Source organism: Jutongia huaianensis (genome assembly GCF_014384985.1).
GTDB classification, from domain to species: domain Bacteria; phylum Bacillota; class Clostridia; order Lachnospirales; family Lachnospiraceae; genus Jutongia; species Jutongia huaianensis.
In genome coordinates this window covers 69,194-93,248 of sequence record NZ_JACRSX010000005.1, presented here as the reverse complement: position 1 = coordinate 93,248, position 24,055 = coordinate 69,194, and the positions used below count along the sequence as shown (strand labels likewise).

The window sequence follows — 24,055 nt, the reverse complement described above, 5'->3', positions numbered from 1 at the left end:
AAAAAGCACCTGATATAAATATCAGATGCTTCATATATAATGCGCGATCAGGGGTTCGAACCCTGGACACCCTGATTAAGAGTCAGGTGCTCTGCCAGCTGAGCTAATCGCGCTTATGTCGCTGTGCTTTCGCAAGCGACTTTGCTATAATAACAGATTCTTCAGAAGAATGCAACCCCTTTTTTCAAATTTTTTTCAATAATTCAAACTTTCCACACCAAAAACTATAATATGCCCAGACTGTTTCTGTCAGTTCATAAATAACTGAGACCAGTAGTATTGATCTCCTTTGGTGGTCTCATAATATCCCACCCCCATATAGGTATAATCGGATGACATGATCTGGGCACGATGACCTGCATCCTCCAGCCACTTCTCTACAACATCCTTCGGGGTCTTACAACCGGAAGCAATATTTTCTCCTGCTGTCTCATAGACAATCTTCTCATCTGTCAAAACACTGCAGCCGTTTCTGCCATCCGGTCTGTTGGGAGAATTCTCTGTGACCAGTTCCTTCGCCCGGATATTGGCAGCTTTATTTAATGCATCGCTGGCCTTTAACGCCGGGAGATCTTCCTTTGCTCTCTCTGCATTGACAAGCTCCAGTACCTGTGCCGCATACTTATCGGCCAGGGTAACCACTACATACTTATTGATCTTGATGATCCCGGAATACTTGCCGGTTACGATCCTGGAACCGGAAGTCTTATACGCACGCACTTTTACATAATATGCTTTGTTTTTCTTCAGCTTGCTGAGTTTGAAGGAAGCTGTTCTGGTGGCTCCCACCTGCACATATCTGCCCTTGCGGGAATTGGAAAGAAATACCTGATATCCTGTCACTCCGGATATCTTCCGGATCGTAAGCTCTGCCGTCGTCTTTGTGCGTTTGCTCACGGCTGCCGTTGTTTTGCCTATGGCCTGTACATTTCCCACCGGCCATGAAAGTATACTGACGCATAAAAGCAGCATCAGCAGACGATGAATGCCCTTTGTAAATTTTGTTTTATACATATGAAATCCTTCTTTATTTTTAATATTTTTGGAGTAATTATAGCACGATTCCTATGCATTGCAAATACTTCCCCTTTCTTCTTCAAAAAAATTTCACAATTTTTTGTATTTTTTTCAAAAAAGGGGTTGCATTTTGTCATAAGGTTGTATATAATAAGTTCGTTGTCGCAAAGACGAGTGAGCGCGATTAGCTCAGCTGGCAGAGCACCTGACTCTTAATCAGGGTGTCCAGGGTTCGAACCCCTGATCGCGCATTGAAGGTCCTAATTTGATAGATGTCTATCGGGTTGGGGCTTTTTTTCTACTTATATTTATTTACGTCAGGCTGATACATATTAACTCACGCAATAATTTTTAATTGAATATTTTTATCATAGAAAATATTTGACAATACTTAGGAGGTATTTATGAGAAAAAAGTTTTTAATCAGCACTCTGCTGAGTGTTTCCATGATCGTTTCATCCCTGTCCGGCATCCCACGGACTGTTTCCGCAGCAGATCAGCAGATCGCTCAGATCGCCACACAGGCTGACCCTGCCGCAAGCGAGCTTCCACCGGAGGAAAACGATCCCGGCTACGAGCGTCTTTCCGGCGCCTACGAGCCTGCCGCCGAGGAAAATATCAGCGGAAATACAGAAAATGAAACGAATTCTGTCAGCACCCGATCCTCCGGCACGACAGATACCTCCGGATTTCTATCGGTAAATCCTGCCGGTTCCCGTTTAAAGGGATACGCATCCACCGTCAGCAGCTATACCGGCAAAACCTACACTCATGCTTCAGATCACGATGGTCTGAATATTTATAACGGCATTGATGTTTCCTATCACCAAGGTAATATCAACTGGGAGAATGTAAAAGCAGCCGGTATTGATTTTGCTATTCTGCGTCTTGGCTATCGCGGATATTCCAACGGCTCCCTGGTGACCGACTCCAAATTTGCCGCATATATGCAGGATGCCATTGCCGCCGGCATGCCTCTTGGTGTTTACTTCTGGACCGAGGCCATCAATGTGGATGAGGCAGTTCAGGAGGCGCAGTATGTTGTTGACAAGCTTGCCCCATACAAAACTTCTATTACCATGCCGGTTGTCATTGACTGGGAGCTTAACAGCAACAGCCGTCACGGCGGACTCTCCCAGGAAACCAATACGACCATCTGTACGGCGTTCTGCGACCTGGTAAAGCAAAACGGTTATACCCCTATGATCTACGCCAACATCAGCGATCTGAACAATAATCTGGATGGCGTGGGACTCAGTCAGAAATATGAGATCTGGGTTGCCAGATATAATAATATTGTAAATAATTCTACCGCCAGCTTCTACGGAAATTACTCTATGTGGCAGTACTCCAGCAGCGGTTCCGTTAATGGAATCTCTACAAAGGTGGACATGAATTACTGGTATACTCTCGGAAGTCCATCTTCTCCTGTTTTTTCCCACGGAACTACACAGGGTGCGATCGCTACGGCAACACCAACACCGGATGATATTGACAGTCTGGACGATGTAGAAAACCTCTCTGCCAAATCCTACTCCAAGAAACTGGTTCTCTCCTGGGATGACGTCGAGGACGCCGACGGCTATCAGATTTACCGTAAGGACAGCTATAACGGTTCCTACAAAAAAGTAAAGCAGCTTGCAGATGGCGATACTACCTCCTGGACAAACAGCGGTCTTTCCAAGAATCATGAATATTACTATAAAGTCCGTGCTTTTCATAAGAATTCCGACAAAACCGTTTACTCTGAGTACGCACTGATCACTGCCGCCACAAAGGCATCCTGCCAGTCCGGTATTACAAAGAAAAACTTTGTACTTTACAAAAAGCCGCTGAAGTCATCTGCAAAACTGATGACTGTGAAAAAAGGCATGCCTCTGGAATATGTGGGAGTGACATACCGCAAGAACGGCAACAAGTTCCATCATTTCCGTTATTACGTTTCTTCTAAGGTTTATGACGGTTACAGCCGTACCAGATCCGGTCTGACCTATTATACGCAGGGAATCACTACGGCAAAATTGAATCTTCGTAAAACGGCCGGCACCTCCGGCAGGCTGCTCACCAGTATTCCGAAAAATACAGCACTTCCTCTGCTGGGAACAAAACGGGTTAAAAAAGCAACCTGGTACCGGGTTGCTTTCTCCACCAAGAAAAACACTGTCATCACGGGATATGTGTCCGGAAGCTATATCAACAAATAAATGATTCATTCCCGTTGTACTCCGCTATGTTATATAGCCGGGAACACTTCCCTGTTCCCGGCTATAAATTCATCCCTGTCTGATTATTTCTCTTTATAGTCATACTCATACACAGTTACAGAAAGTGGCGGCAATGTCATCCGGATTGAATATTCCCTGCCATCGCAAGACTCCTGCTTTGCCGTAAGTACCTTTGGATTTACAATACCGGTTCCACCAAACCGCTCCTCATCGGAAGATAAGATTTCTTTATAGTTTCCCGGACAAGGAACACCAAACAGCATATCTTCTCTTGTAACCGGAGTAAAGTTACACAGGAACAGAAGCTGCTTTTTGGCCGTTGCTCCACGACGTACAAAGGTTACTACGCTCATATCTGCATTTTCACAACTGATCCATTCAAAACCGATCGGATCACAATCATTGGTATAAAGAGCATCGTACTCCTGATATAATTTATTTAATGCCTTGACATAATCCTGCATCTGATGATTTCTTTCCTCACCCAGCAGATCCCAGTCAAGACTTCTCGCCTCGCTCCACTCACGGAACTGTGCAAACTCCTGTCCCATAAACAAAAGCTTCTTGCCCGGATGACCATACATAAAGCCATATGCAGTTCGCAGGTTTGCAAACTTCGCATCCAGCTCTCCCGGCATCTTATTGATCATCGAGCCCTTGCCATGGACTACCTCATCATGAGAAAGCACCTGAATAAAGTTTTCACTGTATGCATACTGCAGACTAAAGGTCAGCCGTCCGTGATTTGGTCCACGGAACAACGGATCCATATGCATATACTCCAGAAAGTCATTCATCCAGCCCATATTCCATTTGAACAGGAAGCCTAAGCCGCCCATCTGTGCTGGCGAAGTCACACCGGCCCATGCGGTAGACTCCTCCGCAATGACCAATGTTCCCGGTTCTTCCTTCTCAAATACCTGATTCATATGCTGGAACAGATGGATCGCATCAAAGTTCTCATTGCCGCCCTTTTCATTTGGCAGCCACTCCCCATCATTCTTGCCGTAATCCAAATAAAGCATGGAAGCTACCGCATCCACACGAAGACCATCGACATGGAACTTCTTCAGCCAGAACAGACCATTGGCCAAAAGGAAATTTTCTACTTCTTTTTTCTTGTAATTGAAGATCAGGGTGCCCCAGTGTGGATGCTCTCCACGGCGTTTGTCCGGATGCTCGTAAAGTGCCTGGCCATCAAACTGTGCGAGACCATGTGCATCTTTCGGAAAATGTGCCGGCACCCAGTCAAGGATGACACTGATCCCCTGGCTGTGCATATAATCCACAAAATACATGAAATCTTCCGGAGATCCGTACCGGCGTGTCGGTGCATAATATCCGGTCACCTGATATCCCCATGAACCGTCAAACGGATGCTCTGCGATCCCCATCAGCTCGACATGGGTATATCCCATCTCCTTCACATAAGCAGCCAGCTCTACTGCAAGCTCTCTGTAATTATAAAAACCATCCTCTGTACCATCGTCCTTTTTGCGCCAGGAACCCGGATGCACTTCGTAGATCGCCATAGGCTCCTTGCGGCGGCTGTCTCTTGTTTCCTTCCGGCGGCTGGTCATCCATTTCCGGTCGGTCCAGCGGAAGCCTCTGAGATCTGCTACCACGGAAGCATTGTCTGGACGAAGCTCTGCACAATTTGCATAAGGATCGGCTTTCATCAAAATCTCATCGGTACGGGTCAGAATCTGGTACTTATAAACAGCCCACGGCTCTACTCCCGGAATAAACAGCTCATATACCCCGGATACCTCCAGCGTACGCATCGGATGAAGCCTGCCATCCCACATATTGAAATTACCCACAACACTCACGGCTCTCGCGTGAGGCGCCCATACTGCAAAGTAAGTACCCTTGACGCCATTGATCTCCATCGGATGCGCTCCCAGCTTATCAAAGATCTGATAATGCTTTCCCTCTGCAAAAAGATAAAGATCCAGGCTGGAAATCTGTGGTGCAAAGCAGTACGGATCTGCTGTCACTACCACGTCATCCTCACCATATTTAATATTCAGAAGATACGGTGCCTTTAACTTTTTGCGTGTCTCTACATACTTTCCAAAGAAACCACTGCCCGGCTCTACCTCCTCCAGCTCGGTCGGATGGTTTCCCCGCATATCTGTCACCGTAACCGCCTTTGCCTCCGGACGATACACGGTAAAAATCTGTCCCTTTCCAAAATCATGTAATCCAAGAATATTGTGAGGGGCGTTATGCCTGCCCTCCCTCAATTCATCATACTCCACCCAATTGATCCACTGATCTAACTTCTCCTGCATAGTCTCCTCCAATCATTATATGTGCGGATATCGCAGATTTGAAACATTTGCAATACCTGGTACCCCCTGTCCGGCCTGAGCGCCATATCCCTGCCGTGCCGGCATATTTCGCAGTACGAAAATACACTCAAATAACGAAAACCTCCTACACAATTTGCATAGAAGGTTTCTAAAAAAGCTTGTGTTACTATTATAATTGATTGATAGAAATTCGTCAATGAATAAGACAGAGTTCCAAAAAAGGAAACCCTGCCTTACCCATTGCAAATTTATATCATCTTGTTTAAGGAAGAAACACTAATTAGTTGCCATATCTGCTTCCGTCTGCATTATATGCACCATCACAGATCTCAATCTTTACAAAAGAGCATCCGGTATATGTGTTGGTTGTAACCCAAAGCCAATGATACTTTCCTTTCAGGGAATCTGCATCCAGCTTCACATATTTACCAACCCACATCTGACCTGTCTTCTGGTCATAGTCTACATCAAAGCTGATTCTTCCATTCTCCTTCTTCATATAACCAATCTGAAGATCGGCACTCTTACTTACCTCATTATCCATTGGATATACGCGGATACAAGGCTCCTCGATCTGGCTCCAGTCTGTAGTCAGATGAATATTCCAGAATTCCTCGTTAATCAGTGCCTGCAGTGCATCCGTCGGATTGCCGTTACTATCCGTAATACTTGTGGTATAACCAATGCCGTGATATGTCATATCAAAGAGATCGCCTCTCTCTGCATAAATCTTTCCCGGAATCTCGCCATCACCGGTATGTCTCATAAATTCACCGGTCCAGGTATAAACTACCTTAGGGTTTGGATTTGCCACTGTTGGCACAACGGAAACGCCTGTATTGATCAGTTTAACGCCATCCGGAATCTTTGGTGTAGATCCGGTCATTTCTGCAAAAAGCTGTCCAACATCGCCATATGCAAAGTAGCCCTTTTCTCTCTCGAAATAATGACCCTCATCCCAAAGTACCGGACAGTATCCTCTGTTCAGACACTGTGTAAACAGCTCTCTTGTGAAATCAATGACGTTGTCCTTGTAACCCTTAACGCATCCACACTCGCCAACGATAACGGCATAACCATCATCTGTGAATTTCTTCATACGACCAAGCATGTTTGACATATACTCATAATCCTTCTCGGTTCCCCAACTGTCACGGTAACCCCATGTAGTTGTAGAGGTTGCAGAAAGACCATAATCCGTAGGATCGTAATAATGTACAGATACGCTGAGCTTAGAATGACCATTCTCCTCTGTATCCTTAGGCATCTTGTAACGATCATCCATGGTTCCGTCTGTCTGATAGGTATCGCTTGCATATCCACCGATTACGCAGGACTCATTTCCTGTACCTGGAATCAGAAGGTGGCGATATGCGTTGTTTCCGCCGCTCTCTCTTACGATGTTGACAAATGTCTGGTTGATCTCATTTACCATCTTGTAAATATCATTGGCATCCTTTGCAAGCTTACCGGTCTGGTTTGCCTGACCTTTCTCCGGATGCTGATAATCATCATTCAGACGGCCACTCAGCTCTTCGTTTGCACCCTCGAAGATCAAATGATCAGAATACTCTTTAAAACGCTCTGAAATCTGTGTCCAGAATGCTTTATACTTCTTCCATGCTTCATCCCGGATCGGTGTTTCCTTGGCGTCGATCTCCTCAGCGCCAAACATTCCCCACCATCCGCCATCCCAGTGGATGTTGATGATAACATACATTTCGTCGTTTAATGCGTAGTTGATGACCTCCTCTACACGATTGAAAAGCTCCTCATTGATCGTGTATGTGCCATCATCAGATACAAAGTTTGACCAGGCTACAGGAACACGCACGGTATTTACACCGTAGCTCTTGAGACCATCAAATGTCTGCTGCGTTGCTACCGGATTACCTGCACTTGTCTCGCATTCCGTAACTGTTTTCCAGTTGCCCATGCAGTTGGACTGCTCCATCTGGTTGCCCAGATTCCATCCAAGACCCATAACACTCATCAGATCCTGAGAGGAAAGCTCTTTTCTCATCAGTCCGTTATCCTTTGTGGTGATACCGTTTGCCGACTTGTGCTCCTCACCTACATTGGACTGCTTTAACAGCTCCTGTGTCTTCTCATCCGGTACTGCCGGTGCCAGCGTAGACTTCCATGCCGGATCATTCATCGGCTCTGCTGTAGCTGTCGGCTTTGTTGCCGGTTTCTGGCTTGGCGCCGCTGCAGACGGTACAGCAGATGGTGCCGCAGATGGTGCAGCAGATACTACTGCACTACTTGCCGGTGTAGCGGTTGCTGCTGCCTTCTTTGCAGTAACCTTGACCTTTGCTGTCAGTTTCTTCGTAACCTTTTTCCCTTTGTTCTTGTAGGTTACCTTACAGGTAATCTTTGCAGATCCCTTTTTCACTGCCTTTACCTTACCGTTTTTCACGGTTGCAACCTTCTTATTGCTGGTAGACCATTTTAATTTTGCCTTAGCCGGTTTATTCTTAACGGTCAGCTTCTTTGTCTGTCCTACTTTTAAGGAAAGAGAAGTCTTATTGAGTGCTGCCTTCTTCTTTGCTTTGGCCTTTGCTGATGATGACAATGTGCTCATTCCGTTCATGGTAAATACCATTGCCACTGCCAGCGTCAAAGCGGTAAGCTTTTTGAAACGTTTACGTCCCATAATCATTTCCTCCTTTTTCTTCGTGCAACTATGTATTCTTTCTTTCATAAAAATATGTTACAATGAATAAAAGGACAATGCTATCAGTTTTGTAACGATATTTATAACTTTTGTATCTTTTTCGTGGAGGATATTTACAAATGATCGATATAGAAATTATGCAGGACGCTTCGGAAATCATTCATTATGACTCTCCTGAAATCTCCTACGCCGTTCAGGAAAGATTACTGTCAAACTACACAGATATGCGTGCTCTCTGCCATTGGCATGATGATGTGGAACTTCTGTATATCTTTGATGGAGAGATGAACTATGACGTAAACGGCCGTCATTATCTTTTCAAAAAAGGTGATACGATTTTTATAAATTCCCGTCAGCTTCATTATGGATATGACCATGATCAGCACGAATGTGAGTTTATGGTGGTTCTGATCCATCCGGAGCTTTTAAAGGCAAGCAATTATATGTATCGAAGATATGTACTTCCCATCTTAAATTATGCCACGGATATCGTGATCATAGAAAACAACTCTCCTTCCGGCGCTGTGTTTGCACAGCTTTTTGAGAATATCCGTCTTTGCCGGAAGCAGGACAAAAGCTGCCACGAGTTTCAGCTTCTGGGATATTTTTATGAAATGTGGAGCATTCTCTATGAGAACTGTAATATCGAAGACAATGTAACCTCCAATCAGGAGAATCCTGATATCCAGATACAGAAGCAGATGGTATCCTATATTTACCAGCATTATCAGGAGCACATCACTCTGGAGGATATCGCCTCTGCGGGCATGGTCAGCCGCAGCAAGTGCTGCAAGATCTTTCAGAAGTACCTGTCGCAGTCACCGATCTCCTTTCTCAATGATTATCGTATGGAGATCAGCTGCAATCTTTTGAGTGATACCACCTTCAGCATCACACAAATTGCCACCTCCTGCGGTTTTAATCACTTGAGCTACTATTCCAAAATGTTTCTTCAACGGTATGGCTGTACTCCAAACACCTATCGGAAAATGCATCAGACGGCATCGTAAACATTTTGCCGGATGTTTTGCCTTCCAGACAGATTGTGGCTGATCTCATCTTTTCCCACAGAAATACAAAAGAGGCTTCCTCTCCGGAAATCCCCGGAATAAGGAAGCCTCTTTTTAATTCTATTATAAGACGATCACTTCTGCAAATATCGTCTGCCGGTTCAAAACTTACATATTGGCAACCATTTCTGATACTGCCTTTGCCATTGCCTCAGACTTAGCATCAGCATCCTCCAGAGAAGTGCCTACTACACCGTAATAGAACTTCACCTTCGGCTCTGTACCGGATGGACGTACACACATCCATACATTGTCTGTCATATCGAAGTAAAGCACATTTGACTTCGGAAGTCCTGTCGGCTTTGTCTCGCCGGTTGCAATGTCTGTAATGATATCCTTCTGATAATCACGGAAGGATGTTACCTTATGACCACAGAACTCTTTCGGCGGATTCTCGCGGAGTGTTGTCATGATCTCCTGAATCTTAGCAAGACCTTCGATTCCCTTCATGGTCACTGACTGAACACCATCTTTATAATATCCGACTCTCTCATACAATGCCAGCATTGCATCCCACAGAGTCATATTCTTTGTCTTGTAATATGCTGCTGCCTCGCAAAGTGCCATCGTTGCCACGATCGCATCCTTATCACGGGCATGGGTACCGATCAGGCATCCGTAGCTCTCCTCAAAACCAAACAGGTATGTTCCCTTTCCGGTCGTCTCAAAATTCAGGATCTGCTGTCCAATATACTTAAATCCTGTCAGCACCTCGATCAGATCTACGCCGTAATCCTTTGCAATAGCATCTGCAAGGTTAGAGGTAACAATCGTCTTGATCAGCTTTCCATCAGCAGGAAGTCCCTGTGTCTCTTTTCTCTGGGAGATCTCATAATCTGCCAGCAGACAGCCGGACATATTACCGGTGAGCGTAATATACCCGCCACTCTTGGTATCCTTAACATATACACCGAGACGATCCGCATCCGGGTCTGTTGCAAGAACAAGATCGGCATCCTTCTCCTTGGCAAGCTTGAGAGCCAGTTCAAATGCCTCTGCTGCCTCCGGGTTTGGATAGCTGACGGTTGGGAAATCTCCGTCCGGAAGCTCCTGCTCCGGCACAACATATACGTTCTCAAAACCAATCTCTTTCAGCACTCTTCTGGCAGGAATGTTACCGGTTCCGTGAAGCGGTGTATAAACAATCTTGAGATCCTTTCCAACTTCTTTAATGCTGTCCCAGTGAATAACCTGCTTTTTCAGCTCTTCAATATATTTATCATCAATTGCTGCGCCAATATTCTCATAGAGATCCTTTGCCACAGCGTCTGCCTTATCCATAGTCTTGACTGTATTCCAGTCGGTTACTGCCTTAACCTCATCCATGATACCGGTATCATGTGGTGGTGTGATCTGGGCACCGTCCTCCCAGTATACCTTATATCCGTTGTACTCCGGCGGATTGTGGCTCGCCGTTACATTAATGCCTGCCACACAGCCCAGCTCTCTAACAGCAAAGGAAAGCTCCGGTGTCGGACGAAGGGATTCAAATACATATGCCTTGATGCCGTTTGCTGCCAGGCAAAGTGCTGCCTCATCTGCAAACTCCGGTGACATATGACGGGAATCAAAAGCAATGGCTACTCCCTGAGATGCCTTGCCCGCTTTGTTGATATAATTTGCAAGACCCTGTGTTGCCTTACGAACCGTGTAAATATTCATACGGTTGGTTCCGGCACCAATGATTCCACGCAAACCAGCGGTTCCAAACTCAAGATCCATGTAAAAACGCTCTTTGATCTCATTGTCGTTATCTGCGATGTCCTGCAGCTCCTTTTTGGTATCCTCATCAAAGTAAGGATTGCTCAGCCACTCCTTGTAGATGTCTTTGTAGTCCATGTTTTTTCCTCCTATCAGTGATGGCATATGCCTGATTTTCCATCTATTATTTTGTATGCAAAAGTGGATATTGTCAACCAGAAATTGTGACCATTTTGTAAATCTTTTGATAATACCCCTCTCTAAGGTGCCGGAGTTGCAGTTGTTTCCGCAGTTTCCTCCTTAACACCCAGATCTGAAAAACTGAATTTCACATCCTGATCGTCGTCCAGCACATCCACAGAATAACTCTTCGTGGTGTAACCGTCCTTTCGCAGGGTAATGGTCTGGGAACCGATCACCTTCGTAAAGGTGCATGGAGCCAGCCCCTTGTATACATTGTCCAGATAAACCTCTGCCCCCTCCGGCGCAGACACCGTAATGGTATGGTCACTGTCCATTTTCTTGGTCCTGGTCGTACTGTCGGTATCATCCGTACTCGTTTTGCTGCTTGTGGATGACGGCTTTGCCGTGGTTTTTGTGGTATCTGCCTTTTCCTCCACCAGATCGATCCTGACAGTGGATGCCTTCTCCTCCACATCCAGCGTGCCGGTATAGGTCGTATATCCTGTCATTGCAACCTTCACCTGATAAACTCCATACGCCAAGGCAATTGGTCTTCTATAGGAAACGGCTGTACCGTTGATCGTAAGATCCGCCCCTGCCGGCTTGATATCAAAGGTGATCACACCTACCTTGCTGTCCGCCGGCTCATAATCACTAAAATCCAGTGTAACCTCTTTGCCATTATGCACCGTGACGTTTTTTACCGCTGTAGAATGGTTCTTGCTGAGAATTACTTTATAAGTCCCCTCCCCCACTGTGATCAGCATGTTTTTGGTAACCGGTAAGATCATACTGTCGCCTACCTCGATCATGCCACCGATAAAATCCTTATAATGGGACAACCGGATGTATCCGTGTCCCCTGCTTTTCACCACGGAATACACGTTGTATCCTGTCCCCCGCACCGTCAGGACATCCTGCTTATTGATCTCCAGCATTTCAATAGGCTTTCCGTCCGAGGAAAAGAACGTCTGATCCGTATATTTGTACTTGCGGTCTGCAAAGGAAAGGCTGCTCTCATCACTATCAAATTTGTAATCATCTACCTCCTGATACTCCCATACGTCCTCCGGAATATCCGTAGCCAGCAGCTTGCCACTTGACGGATCATATTTCACTTCAATGATCTCTCCCACCTCAATCTCACTGCCATCCCGCTCCTGACCATAGCGGTCTGTCATAGTGGCCGTGGCATCATAGGCAATGACCGTTTCAATATCACTGCCCAGATCCCGCAGAGTCAGCTGCCTTGTCGCCGTATCATTGGTAACTACAACTCCTTCTGTACTGGCGGGTGCCTCCGTGGCACCACCGTTGCGGTCCACTCTCGTGGTCCGCTGCTCCTGAGCCGGCCCGCATCCCGCCAGCATCGAACTCCACATAAAAAACGCGCCCAGACATAGCAGGACGCGCCAGATTTTATTATTTTTCATAGGAAACCTCATTATTCTGCCACCGGTTACGGCAGCCTCAACCAATCTTATCGTAATCTGTACATCATCTTAAGCCTCATCAGGCTCTGTCTGTCCAGCAAACATTTTAACACAGCCATCCGTTCACATCAATATCCCTTTTACCTCCTTCAGAAAACGGGTTCTCTGTTCCTCCTGCCCCCGTATCTTTAACAGTTTCTCCAAATTCTTAGAGGACATCCAGGATTTCCGGCTGTTGTAATAAAAATTCACAAGCTTCCAGTATTTTTCCGGATAAAGAAGCATGGCATAAAGCACTGTTTTTTCGCTGTCTTCCATACTCCGCTCCCTGTCATACGTCTGGATCAGGCAACGGCCAAGCTCCGGATGCCATGCATTTTTTTCCATCGCTTTACGCAAAAGATCATATAAATCCCTGACCTGTATGCCGATTTCTGCCTTATCGAAATTTGTCGTTGCTATATCTTTTCCCATAAACAGCACATTATGATAGGTATAGCTGCCATGACGCACCAGCCCATTTGCCAGAGTTTTCTGCCACAACTCTTCATAACCGCATTCCTGTAAAAGACTCTGCGCCAGACAGGCCTGCCCGTAGAAAATATCAAATGCTTCCAGCAGACAGATCTCCATTTCGTTTTTCTGTTTTTTGCCGCGAATATAGCTGCGGACGCGCTTCATTTCTTTATTGTGGCGTTCCATTTCCTGCCGAATGCTTTCCTTCTGAATGTAAACGCCTTCCTCTGCCCCGCCAAGCTCCAGAAGTGCATGAAGCCTCCCCAGGTGTCCGGCACAGCGCATTACACATGGATGATCCTTCATATCACATTCCACTCCGGCATACCACTGACGCATCACCCAGTTATTGCGGTAATTATCCTTTGTAAAATATTCTTCCCGATTGTTTTTATATGTATGATCCACCGGCAGATTTCCCTGACGGATCAGTTGCTCCTTGACCCTTTCCTCAAATTCAATCCTTGCCTGACTGGCGGAACATTCCTTCAAAAGGCGGAGCCCCTGATCGGTCTCCAGCAGAAAGGCCCCTCTCGTCCGTCGTCTCGACCTGACCTGACAGGGATACTGTCTGATGATCTCCTCAAGCTTATCTTCCATAGATACCTCCCCCATTTGCAATCGTCTCTTTTATCATATGAAAGATAATGAAAAGTTATACCATCGGAATCTGAAGCTTTAACTGAAAAATATTTTCCTCCAGCGAAGCAGAGATACTGCCGTTCATATATTCCGTCAACTCCCGTGCGATCGCCATGCCCAGTCCCGTCGAAGTCCGGCTTCTCGCAGGATCCGCTTTATAGAACCGTTCAAAGATCCGGCTTACATCGATTTCCTCCGGATGCGCTACCCGGTTCTGAACCGTGACACACACCTGTCCTTCCATGGCGGAAAGGGAGATTCCAACCGATCTCCCTCCATGATCCAGTACGTTTTTGATAATATTCTGCAGGATCCGCCGGATCGCCGGTTCATTTCCCTGCACAAGCATCTTTCCTTCCGGAATGTCAAATTCCGGTTCTATGCCGCTGTTTTCCCATTCCTCATAATAAGAAAACAATGTTTCTTTCAAAATCGCATTAAAATCACATTTTTCCAGCTTCATTTCATACGTCCGACTCTCCAGTCTGGTAAACATAAACAGCTCCTCCAGAATATCCCGCAGAGCATGGATCCTCTCCTGTATGATCCGCAGATATCTTTGCTGTGCCTCCTGATCGTCCGTCTGGGTCAGAAGCTGAAAGTAACCGTCCAGAGACGTTAACGGTGTCCGGATATCATGAGACAGGTTCGTATACGTCTGCGCAATGCGGTTTTCGTTCCGGATCCACTGCTGCCGTCTGGATTTCTGCTGTTCAAACACCCGGTTTAAGGTGTCTGTCAGCCCGCCAATTCCGCCAAAGCGGATATCACAGACCACATCTCCGTTGCTCTGCTTCTCCTCCAAAAAACTGATCTGCCGCTCCAGATCCCGGATCTGCCAGATCAGCTTTCGCAGGATGAGTCCCAAAAGAACCGCAAGAAGTCCAAAACCTATCGCCAAACCTGTCATCATCATATCCATCTATCATCCTTTCTCTGCCTGCTGATCACTGATACAACGCCACGGATCACTCCATTGTTATCCGGTTTTGACCCTTGGCATCAGAGCAGATCTCTCTTCTCTACCGATACAAGGCTGACCAATGTGGACACCACCAGATAGGCCACCGCCAGAAGCAAAATATTCCGGATCTGGGCCGCCCCTGCTCCCGGCAACAGCTCTGACATTTTTGTGGTAAGCAGATAATTTTCCAAGTGAAGATCCTTAACAGAAAAGAACCTGTTACATACCGCATCAAGACCGGTGCAGATCAGTCCGGCCACCCCCATACTAAGGCAGGTTCCCGCCAGCATACCAAAGGCACGGCTGCGAAGTACCATGGTGATCGTCATGCAGGCAACCAGAAAGCTGTACTGCAAAACCACCTGAACGCCAATATACGGAAGATACGTCTGAAAGCTTCCCCAATGCAGATATCCCAGACTGATCCTCATGCTGACTGTTTCCACGAGAAATGTTACCACATCAAACACCAGTACATATGCCGCTGCCGCCGCCCATTTTGACCATATGAGACTGCTGCGGTGTTTTACTTGTCCTCCTATATTTTTAATGTATCCGTTTTTGATATCTGCCGTCACATAAAGAACCAGAAAGATTACATTAAACAGAATAAAAAGGCCGGAAGATAAATGCTGTCCATAAATCTCCAATACCGCCAGATTATCCACATCCATCCCCTCTACGCTTTCTGAAATACCAAACTGCACAGAGTTATCCTCCGGTCCGTTTTCCGTGCCATTGATCCCTATGATCTGGGTTGACTGTGCCTGGGTATTCTCTTCTATATCGTCCACCAGAAATGCCGCCGTCAGAACCACCATTGCAATGGTAATGATTGCCAGCACGAAAAATGATTTCATTCGAAATAATTTATATAATTCCATTCGTATTGTATTACACATATCTCTATCCTTTCCAAAGCTGTTTTCGTCCCGATACCTCAAATAATTCTCTGACATTTCATAAATTACAAAATGTTTTATCTGCTATGCAGAGGTAAGATTCAGGAAATAGCTCTCTAATTCCTCCTGATTCACCTTCATCTCCCGCGGCAGCACTCCCGCCGTGACTAACTCCCGGTTAATAAGCATGCTGTCCTCTAAACGTTCATACACATACAGATGTGTTTTGTCCACAGCTTCATACTTGTGGATGTTCATTCTATCCAGTACCGTCATTGCTTTCTCCGGTTCATCCAGCACAAGCTCCAGTCTCTTTTCACACTGCTGGAGAAGCTGCTCCTGGGAAAGCTCCTTAATAAGACATCCCTTATGAATAATTCCAAAGTCGGTGCAAAGTTTAGAAAGCTCCTCCAGAATATGGCTGGAGATCAGAATGGTCAGTCCCCGTTCCTGAGCCAGGCTGCGGAGCATATCACGTACTTCCGCAATCCCCTGAGGATCCAGTCCATTGATCGGTTCATCCAGAACCAGAAAATCAGGATTCCCCACCATCGCCAGACCAATCCCCAGACGCTGCTTCATTCCAAGAGAAAAGTGACCTGCCTTCTTCCTGCCAACATCTGAAAGTCCTACCGTATCGAGAATCCAGTCTGCATACTTTTTATCCCGTATACCAAACAGCCTTGCCTTGATCATCAGGTTATCCCTTGCTGTCATATTGGCATAAATGCCCGGCGCCTCGATCAGACAGCCTACTCTCGGTCTTACCTGAGAAAGCTCCTTCCCGGTACATCCAAAAATCGAATACTCCCCTGCCGTAGGGTTTGCCAGTCCACAGACCATCTTTAAAAATGTAGTCTTGCCGGCACCGTTTCTTCCGATAAAGCCATAGATTGCTCCACGGCGGATATGCATATCAATATCATTGACTGCCTTGTAACGCCGAAACTGTTTTGTCAATCCATGGGTTTCTAATAAGATCTCATTCATTCTTTTGTTACATCCTTTCCTTATGATGTCTACCAGTATAAAGAGTATCTCCTAATATAACGCTAAGAAAAAGTAAAGAAAGTCTAAAGATTATTTGGAAGGCTGTAAACGGTATCCGATTCCCCATACCGTCTGAATATATTCTTTCTCCGTAAGACTTTTGAGCTTCTTACGGATATTGCTGATATGCACGTCCAGAGTTTTGGTCTCACCCATATATTCTTCCTGCCAGGCATAAGTAAAGATGGCTTCCTTACTGAATACCTGACCGGGATGCTCCAGAAGCAGCTCCAGAATTGCAAACTCCTGACGGGTCAGATGTTCCAGTTTCTTCCCTCCGATCCAGATCTGATGCGTCCCCTTCTCTAAGGATATTTCTCCGCAGCTGATCCGGTCCGGTGCCTGTTCCCGTCCCGCATGACGAAGCTGGATCTGCACCCTTGCAACTACTTCTTCAATATCAAAAGGCTTTGTAATATAATCATCTGCTCCATTTGTTAATAACTCCAGCTTTTCTGACAGGGCATCCTTGGCAGTCAAAACAATAACCGGAACATCTCCCTGACGCCGGATCAGTCCCAGTACCTCTTCCCCGGTCATTCCCGGAAGCATCAGGTCCAGAAGCACCAACGCCCACGACTCCTTTTCCAGCCACAAAGCCGCCTCTGTTCCGGAAAAGGCCTGTCCACATGTGTACCCGTTTCCGGACAATGCCTCCTTTAATAAATTATTGATATTTACGTCATCCTCTACGATCAGTATTTTATTCATACATTTCTCCTGTTTTATTCAAAATTCTGCCCGGGCAGTCTGCTCACCACGCCTGCACCAATGAGCCCCACCAGCGCACCGGCAATCATGCCGCTAAACCACAGAACCCCCATATAATATGCAACACCGGAGGATTCCAGCACGATCATCGCTACCAGGATCTGTCCAATATTGTGGACAACACCTCCCACAATACTGACCACCGGCAGACGAAACCTTCCTGTCCGGTGCAAAAGAAGCATCACAATGGTGCTAAGCATCCCTCCCGCCAGACTATACCATAGAGAAAACAGATTGCCAAAGGTAAATGCCACCAACAGGATACGGATCCCGTTGATCACCATGGCATCCACCGTTCCCAGACGATAAATGGCCACCAGTACCACCAAGTTCGTCAGTCCCAGTTTAATGCCTGGAACCATTCCCAGAGGAGGCAGCTGCGCCTCCAGCCATGACAACACAAATGCCACAGCGATCAGCATCCCCCTCAAAGCAATTTTCTGTGTCCGGTTCATTCTGTCGTTTCCTCCCAGTCTTTTTATGTACTGTTATACTCTTTATCCATGTTTTTTGACTCTGTCAGTTTTTCCACCGCTGTTTTTATTCGGGAATATATTCTTATCCCTGCTTCTGCGTCCGAATCCAGTCATCCAGACGATCCTGTAATACGATAAACGGGACAGGTCCCATTCCCAGATAAAATTTATGAAACTCCTTTAGAGAAAACTTCTCTCCCAGTGCCTCCTTCGCTTCTAAAAGAAGCTCATTGATCTCCAAATATCCCAGCGTATACTGCATATAGCTCACCGGCTCTGCCACCACGGAATCGAACACAATGGATGCCTGTGAACCGTCAAAGCCAAAGTCCTTCAAATACGCCGCAAGCTTTTTCCGGCTCCAGCCGTGATAATTCACATTAATATCTGCTTTCGCATACAGACATAACGTGGCAATGAGATTTTCCGCATTTAACTCTGCCGTATCCCGGCTCATACCACTGATCCCATAACTGTACTTCTCCGCATAGGTTCCCCAGCCCTCAGCATAGCCTCCCACACTGACAATCCGCCGGAAGAGTGACGGCTCCTGCGACAAAAAGTACGCATTCTGGTACAGATGTCCCGGATAGGACTCATGGGCAATGGTCGAAAAACATTCCGTAAGATCATAATCCTCGCTCTGATTTAGATATACTACATTATCCTTGTAGTCGTCAATAGGAGATGTAAGATAAAGTGCCGGGCTCAGACTGTCCTCCAGAGATTCATCCACATATTTCACCTGACATTTTACATCCTCCGGCAACGGCTCAAAATCGGTACTGATCTGCTCCTTCAGATACTCCACCGTCTCTGCCGGATTGGTACATGGATATTGAAAATCCTCCGAATCATAATAAGCATCCGGGGACTTCGTGATGATCTGCGACATTCTCTTCTGGGAATATTTCAGTCCTTTGTCTACAAGCCGTTCAATCTCACGGATACTGCGGGAAGATCCTGTCATGGACTCCATCAGATATTCATAATACTTCTTCCCTCTGGGAAGATTGCATAAACCACCTTCGTTGTTTCCGGTTCCTTTTAACTGCTCCAACGCATCGATCAGACTCTGGTAAGCCGGGATCACCGATTCCTTCACACAGGTTTTATTCTGCTCCTGATATTTTTTCCGTTGGGATGCAGACAAGCCTTCTATCGCTGCGATTCCCTTCTCAAATGAAGACAGCAGATAGTTTTCCTCCGGCTCTGCAATAAAGTCCTTACACTGCTTTATGATCGCCTCACAGGTGGTATCATCCATAAACAGATGCTTTTCTGACTTCATCTGCTCAAAAGCAATGATCTGTCCAAAATAATCCGGAAGCTGGCGAAGCAGCGCCAGATAATTCTCCACATCATCCTTGTCCCAAAAATGGTACTCTGCTAAGATCAGCGGAAGCTGCGCCTGAATCCCGGTAGTCGGCCCCAGACATTCCTGATATTCCAATACATCCGAGCTTTTCAGCTCCGTCTGAAGCATCGTATGAAGAATATCATATTCCAGCTTCTGTTCCTGATCCAGCGCATCATAATCGAACTGCTCCAGAGACGACAGCCAGTTCTCATCCGTCATAATACCATCCCTAAAATCGGACAGGCTGTATGTTCCAAGTGTCGGCTGCTCCTGCTTGATCCCATACTTTTCCGGCTCCTTCAGAGTATAGTTTAATGTCAGTGTATCCTCTGACACCATGAGGCGAAATACCTGCTGCATAAAATCATCGAAACGTGCCCCGTTTTCTTTTGAATCTATCTCTTGCTTAACCGCCGGATGTGAAAGAATGCTTCCTCCCGATCTATCGCCGTTTTCACGAAGGCCTATGTAAAAAACTGCCGCCAAAAAAAGGAGAATGACAGCAGCGACAGGGATTATTTTTTTGTGGTTATTGGTCATATTCATAGGAATATCCTGCCTTTCGAGGAAGTTTATATCGTTATAAATGGGGCATAAATTTCTCTGCTGATGCAAGTTCCGCCTGTATCATACTATATATATGTTTATTCCGGGAAATCTATGACAGAGGAAACCGTTTCCCTTACGATTCTATTGAATCCTGTATTACTTTACTTGTTTCCAATTATACTCCATAACCTCAGCTTGCACAATTGCAGGATATCTCTTTGAAACTCCGTTATACACAGAAATTGTGTGCAAGCAAGTTCTCCTGCATTACGAATTTATGACATTATGTATATAATTTTGAAGAAAAGCACAAAATAGAAAACAAAAAGTTTTGAAGAAAGTCACAAATTACTCAATTAGAACTTTGAAGAAAAGCACATTTTTATGTATATTAACATTGAAGAAAAGCACATTTTATGTTAATATACCTATAAATAAGGGAGGAAATTATGTATTATAAAAGAAAAGCTTATCATAAATTATTAGACTGGAAACAACATTATTCCGATAAATATGCTATTTTACTGGAAGGTGCCCGTCGAGTCGGAAAATCAACAATTGCGGAAAACTTTGCCAAAAATGAATACAGATCATATATATTGATTGATTTTTCAAAAACATCAAATACCATTTTGGAATGTTTTGATGATATCGGAAACTTAAACATGTTTTTTTTAAGATTACAGGCAGAAACAGGAATAACACTATACGAACAAGATTCACTAATTATTTTTGACGAAGTACAGCTTTTTCCAAAAGCCAGACAGGCAGTCAAGCATCTTGTTGCCGATGGAAGATACCATTATTTAGAAACCGGTTCCTTGATTTCAATCAAAAAAAATGTGCAGGATATTTTAATTCCATCAGAAGAAATGAAAATACAAATATATCCTATGGATTATGAAGAATTCTGTGATGCAACAGGAAACAATTATGAACTTTTGCATCAAATTTACAATACAAACAAAGCAGTTGGGCAAGCAACAAACAGAAAATTGATGCGCGACTTAAGAACCTATATGGCAGTAGGCGGCATGCCTCAGGCCGTAGAATCTTATATTGCAGGTGAAAATTTTTCACAAATTGATATGGTAAAACGACAGATCATCTCTCTATACGAAGATGATTTTAAAAAAATCGATCCCTCCGGCCGGATCTCAGCTCTATATCATTCTATTCCGGCACAGTTAGCAAAGGATTCCAGAAAATACCGGATCACAACTGCCATCGGAAAGAAAAATAACACAAAAGCCGAAGAACTATTGTATGAATTGATCGACTCAAAGACAATTTTACCTTGCTATAATTCCACAGACCCGGGAACAAGTTTGTCAGACACAAAAGACTTTGACAGCTATAAATTATATCTGTCCGATACCGGATTATTTGTCACGCTAATGTTTATCGACCGGCCAGTGATCGAAAATGATATATATGCCAAACTTCTATCCGACAAGCTTCCTGCAAATCTCGGTTTCCTGTACGAAAACCTCGCCGCACAGATGATTACTGCAACCGGAAGAGAACTTTATCATCACACATGGGAAAAAAGCAATAGCACGCATTATTACGAAGTGGATTTTCTGATTTCTGAAGGAAGCAAGATGAACGCTTTTGAAATTAAATCTTCCGGCACAGGAAAACATGAATCTATAAAGCATTTTTATAAGAAATATTCAAAACATGTACGCAACATATATTTATTATCACAAAAGGATGTTAATAAAGAAGAAAACTTATTATACAAGCCGTTTTATTTCATGCCATTTTTGTTACAATAAAATCACAAAACAAGCTGTACCATATCTGTTATCCAGATATGGCACAGCTTGTTACTTTACATTGATCCCGCGCTATCTCAGCTTATCCCTTACCAGCATAAGCGTATAACCCAATAGGTTTTGACCCTTCCATTGAGCTACATTTAATCTTTCCGGATCATGCATCGCTAAGCCAATTCCCCAAATACAGTCTCTTACTGCACATTCCGCCAAAACTGCCGTTCCCGTTGATAGTAGTTTTTCCTTCAACTCTTCATTCTGAAAAAACTTTGCCATAAGTCCCTCATATACAATAATTTGACGTACACCATTCCAGACACTATCGTTATATCCGGAAACGCACCGCCCCCAGTCCTTAATTTTAGCAACATCATCTGTCTTTAATATTTCTGCCGCAACTACATCATCAGAAAAACAAATTGCCTTTTTATGCATCATAAATTGTTCCATAGAAGTATAGCAAATTCCATTAACAATAAAATCTGAACGAAACCAGTTGCTTAAATATCCGTTTTCTTCATCCGGATTATGAAAACAGATCACATTTTCCTCTGACACATTGCTTATAAAGCCCTTATTATTTTCTAACCCTGCCATTTTCCATTTCTCCTCATATAATTATTTTTTACAAGCCATCCAGATCCAGCTCAACAATCATCCGCCCCAGCTGCTTCTCCTTTAAATGATAACACATATAAACCGGCAGATACATAACAGAACCTACTTTTTCCACATTTCCAACCGAAAAAACATATGCTCTTTCCAAATGATAGTCCGGTATTTTCATAAAATGATCCAATGCCTTGTGTGCTTTATATGATTTTCCTGACTTTACTTCAATTGGAACAACTTTTCCATTCATTTCGATTACAAAATCCATCTCACCAATATTCTTTTTCTTACAAAAATACAGCTCAAATCCATTGGCTTTTAATTGCTGTGCAACGGCATTTTCAAAATGTGCACCGTTATTTACTTCTCCGTTTTTGTTGATCAATTCCATTTTTGTTTCCGCCGGATATGCAGCTGTGAGCAGTCCAATATCGCTCGAAAAAAGCCGGAATACATTGCTGCTCTTGCCTGCCAGAAGCGGAATAACCGGCGCATCCACATTATAAACAGGCAGAGCCACACCCGCATCCTTCAACCATAAAAAACTATTTTCATATCGATTAAATTTCAATTCTTTATTCAACATAGTAAACACAAATTTCTTATTTTGCTTATTTAATTCAGCAGGAATGATATCATATATCGACTTAACCTTAAGCTTTTTGTCCTCAAGTTCATACTGTGTAAAATCCTCTCTATAAAGAGTTACGATATCTCGTTGTACTTTATCAACCTCCCGAATATCTTTTGTTTCGATGTAAGTTTTGACAGCATCAGGCATACCGCCAACAATAAGGTATACAAAAAACAACGACAGTAGTTTCTGATGTACGAATTCGTCCACAGGACTACAGGTTTCATATTTCTCCTTTAACATTTCCAATGTGGTGTCAGAAACATCATTTGCCACCATAAACTCTTCAAAATCCATAGGATACATTCGCAGAACCGTCAGATATCCTACCGGAGCAGAAGCAATTCCTTTAAGCTCCACTCCCAGCAAAGAGCCACTCATGACATATTTAAAACTTCCTTCTTCCACCAAAAACTTGATTTTCGTTACGATTTCCGGACATTTTTGAATTTCGTCAAAAAAGACAACTGTTTCATGTGGTTTACATTGTTCCGGCATGATCATTTTTAACTTGACCAAAAATTCCTCCGCACTCATCTCTGTGTTTAGATATTGGACCATATCCGGCTGATCAATAAAATTAACTTCAAATCGGGTATAATCGCTCTTGTCAATTTCATCTCTGATGAGCCATGTCTTTCCAATCTGTCTTGCTCCCGTCACCAATAATGCTTTATTTGAATTTTTAAGCCATTCTCTAACAGTAATGGAATCTTTTCTGTACATATCACAATACCTCCAATGACAGAATACATCATTTGCCCCGTTTTTTCAAGCATCATCATCCTGTTTTGCCCCGTTTTTCAATCTTTTTTTCGACATTTTGCCCCGTTTTTTTATATACTATTAATTTATTTTTGCCCCGTTTTTTGAATATTTAATTCAAAAAGAGGCAGTCTCCCGCCCCTTTTTGCCAGGCTGCCTGATGTAGTCGCAAATACCTTAGTCCACCACAACCCTGCAGTCTTTCTTATAGCGTGCAATTCCCGACTCTGCATTCGACTTGATCAGCCAGGTTGATTTATATCCCAAAAGTCCAAGCAAAATACCGTGATAAAAATTTTCCTTTTTTTCTTTTGCCACTGCCGTATCCCGGATACTGATCGTATTCCAAAGATAATCGCCAAAGATCTGTTCTATCTTTTCCACATTTTTATTTACAAAAAAATCCGCT

The 24,055-nt window shown here is 44.4% G+C and carries 17 protein-coding genes, 2 tRNA genes and 1 pseudogene; 4 read left to right on the top strand and 16 right to left on the bottom strand.

The window, feature by feature from the left end; genetic code table 11:
* Positions 1-40 precede the first annotated feature (40 nt).
* A tRNA-Lys gene (locus tag H8704_RS05970) sits at positions 41-113 on the bottom strand.
* Between the two features lie 136 nt (positions 114-249).
* Positions 250-1,014: a CAP domain-containing protein gene (locus H8704_RS05965; RefSeq protein WP_249297682.1), complete on the bottom strand. Its 765-nt coding sequence runs from the start codon at positions 1,012-1,014 to the stop codon at positions 250-252.
* Positions 1,015-1,195: 181 nt separating this feature from the next.
* On the opposite strand from H8704_RS05965, the gene H8704_RS05960 reads away from it, so the two are divergent.
* Together H8704_RS05960 and H8704_RS05955 are read left to right on the top strand one after the other, a co-directional pair.
* A tRNA-Lys gene (locus tag H8704_RS05960) sits at positions 1,196-1,268 on the top strand.
* A gap of 153 nt (positions 1,269-1,421) precedes the next feature.
* The gene (locus tag H8704_RS05955) at positions 1,422-3,221 is read left to right on the top strand and encodes a GH25 family lysozyme (protein ID WP_249297681.1); all 1,800 of its coding nucleotides are present in this window, start codon (positions 1,422-1,424) and stop codon (positions 3,219-3,221) included.
* A gap of 83 nt (positions 3,222-3,304) precedes the next feature.
* Here the strand turns inward: H8704_RS05955 and glgB are convergent, their stop codons facing one another.
* Positions 3,305-5,539: a 1,4-alpha-glucan branching protein GlgB gene (gene glgB, locus H8704_RS05950; RefSeq protein ID WP_249297680.1), complete on the bottom strand. Its 2,235-nt coding sequence runs from the start codon at positions 5,537-5,539 to the stop codon at positions 3,305-3,307.
* Positions 5,540-5,840: 301 nt separating this feature from the next.
* Entirely contained in the window at positions 5,841-8,216 is a 2,376-nt protein-coding gene (locus H8704_RS05945) for a cellulase family glycosylhydrolase (protein ID WP_249297679.1), read from the bottom strand.
* A gap of 140 nt (positions 8,217-8,356) precedes the next feature.
* Here H8704_RS05945 and H8704_RS05940 point away from each other — a divergent pair, with 140 nt between their 5' ends.
* A complete protein-coding gene (locus H8704_RS05940) occupies positions 8,357-9,247 on the top strand; it encodes an AraC family transcriptional regulator (protein ID WP_022464108.1) in 891 nt (296 codons plus the stop codon).
* A gap of 168 nt (positions 9,248-9,415) precedes the next feature.
* On the opposite strand, the gene H8704_RS05935 is transcribed toward H8704_RS05940, so the two are convergent.
* The 9 genes from H8704_RS05935 to H8704_RS05895 form a co-directional block, all read right to left on the bottom strand.
* Entirely contained in the window at positions 9,416-11,146 is a 1,731-nt protein-coding gene (locus tag H8704_RS05935) for a phospho-sugar mutase (protein ID WP_022464107.1), read from the bottom strand.
* Between the two features lie 122 nt (positions 11,147-11,268).
* Positions 11,269-12,624, bottom strand: coding sequence for a PEGA domain-containing protein (locus H8704_RS05930; RefSeq protein ID WP_249297678.1), 1,356 nt, complete (start codon positions 12,622-12,624; stop codon positions 11,269-11,271).
* A gap of 123 nt (positions 12,625-12,747) precedes the next feature.
* The gene (locus tag H8704_RS05925) at positions 12,748-13,740 is read right to left on the bottom strand and encodes a protein kinase family protein (RefSeq protein WP_249297677.1); all 993 of its coding nucleotides are present in this window, start codon (positions 13,738-13,740) and stop codon (positions 12,748-12,750) included.
* A 55-nt stretch (positions 13,741-13,795) separates the two neighbouring features.
* Positions 13,796-14,704 carry a sensor histidine kinase gene (locus H8704_RS05920; protein ID WP_249297676.1) on the bottom strand — a complete coding sequence of 303 codons (909 nt, stop codon included), beginning with the start codon at positions 14,702-14,704 and terminating at the stop codon, positions 13,796-13,798.
* 80 nt (positions 14,705-14,784) lie between these two features.
* Positions 14,785-15,648, bottom strand: coding sequence for a hypothetical protein (locus H8704_RS05915; protein ID WP_249297675.1), 864 nt, complete (start codon positions 15,646-15,648; stop codon positions 14,785-14,787).
* Positions 15,649-15,732: 84 nt separating this feature from the next.
* Positions 15,733-16,638: an ABC transporter ATP-binding protein gene (locus H8704_RS05910; protein ID WP_249297674.1), complete on the bottom strand. Its 906-nt coding sequence runs from the start codon at positions 16,636-16,638 to the stop codon at positions 15,733-15,735.
* Between the two features lie 90 nt (positions 16,639-16,728).
* Positions 16,729-17,409, bottom strand: coding sequence for a response regulator transcription factor (locus H8704_RS05905; RefSeq protein WP_249297673.1), 681 nt, complete (start codon positions 17,407-17,409; stop codon positions 16,729-16,731).
* Positions 17,410-17,423: 14 nt separating this feature from the next.
* A complete protein-coding gene (locus H8704_RS05900) occupies positions 17,424-17,924 on the bottom strand; it encodes a Gx transporter family protein (RefSeq protein WP_249297672.1) in 501 nt (166 codons plus the stop codon).
* A 103-nt stretch (positions 17,925-18,027) separates the two neighbouring features.
* Entirely contained in the window at positions 18,028-19,851 is a 1,824-nt protein-coding gene (locus tag H8704_RS05895) for a DUF885 domain-containing protein (RefSeq protein ID WP_249297671.1), read from the bottom strand.
* Positions 19,852-20,303: 452 nt separating this feature from the next.
* Here H8704_RS05895 and H8704_RS05890 point away from each other — a divergent pair, with 452 nt between their 5' ends.
* A complete protein-coding gene (locus H8704_RS05890; protein WP_249297670.1) occupies positions 20,304-21,635 on the top strand; it encodes an ATP-binding protein in 1,332 nt (443 codons plus the stop codon).
* Positions 21,636-21,707: 72 nt separating this feature from the next.
* On the opposite strand, the gene H8704_RS05885 is transcribed toward H8704_RS05890, so the two are convergent.
* From H8704_RS05885 to H8704_RS05875, 3 genes and pseudogenes are all read right to left on the bottom strand, one after another.
* Positions 21,708-22,232 carry an NADAR family protein gene (locus H8704_RS05885; RefSeq protein WP_249297669.1) on the bottom strand — a complete coding sequence of 175 codons (525 nt, stop codon included), beginning with the start codon at positions 22,230-22,232 and terminating at the stop codon, positions 21,708-21,710.
* Between the two features lie 28 nt (positions 22,233-22,260).
* The gene (locus H8704_RS05880) at positions 22,261-23,607 is read right to left on the bottom strand and encodes an ATP-binding protein (protein WP_249297668.1); all 1,347 of its coding nucleotides are present in this window, start codon (positions 23,605-23,607) and stop codon (positions 22,261-22,263) included.
* 255 nt (positions 23,608-23,862) lie between these two features.
* Positions 23,863-24,045 (bottom strand): annotated as a pseudogene (locus H8704_RS05875) (AAA family ATPase); the annotation flags it as partial.
* Positions 24,046-24,055 lie beyond the last annotated feature (10 nt).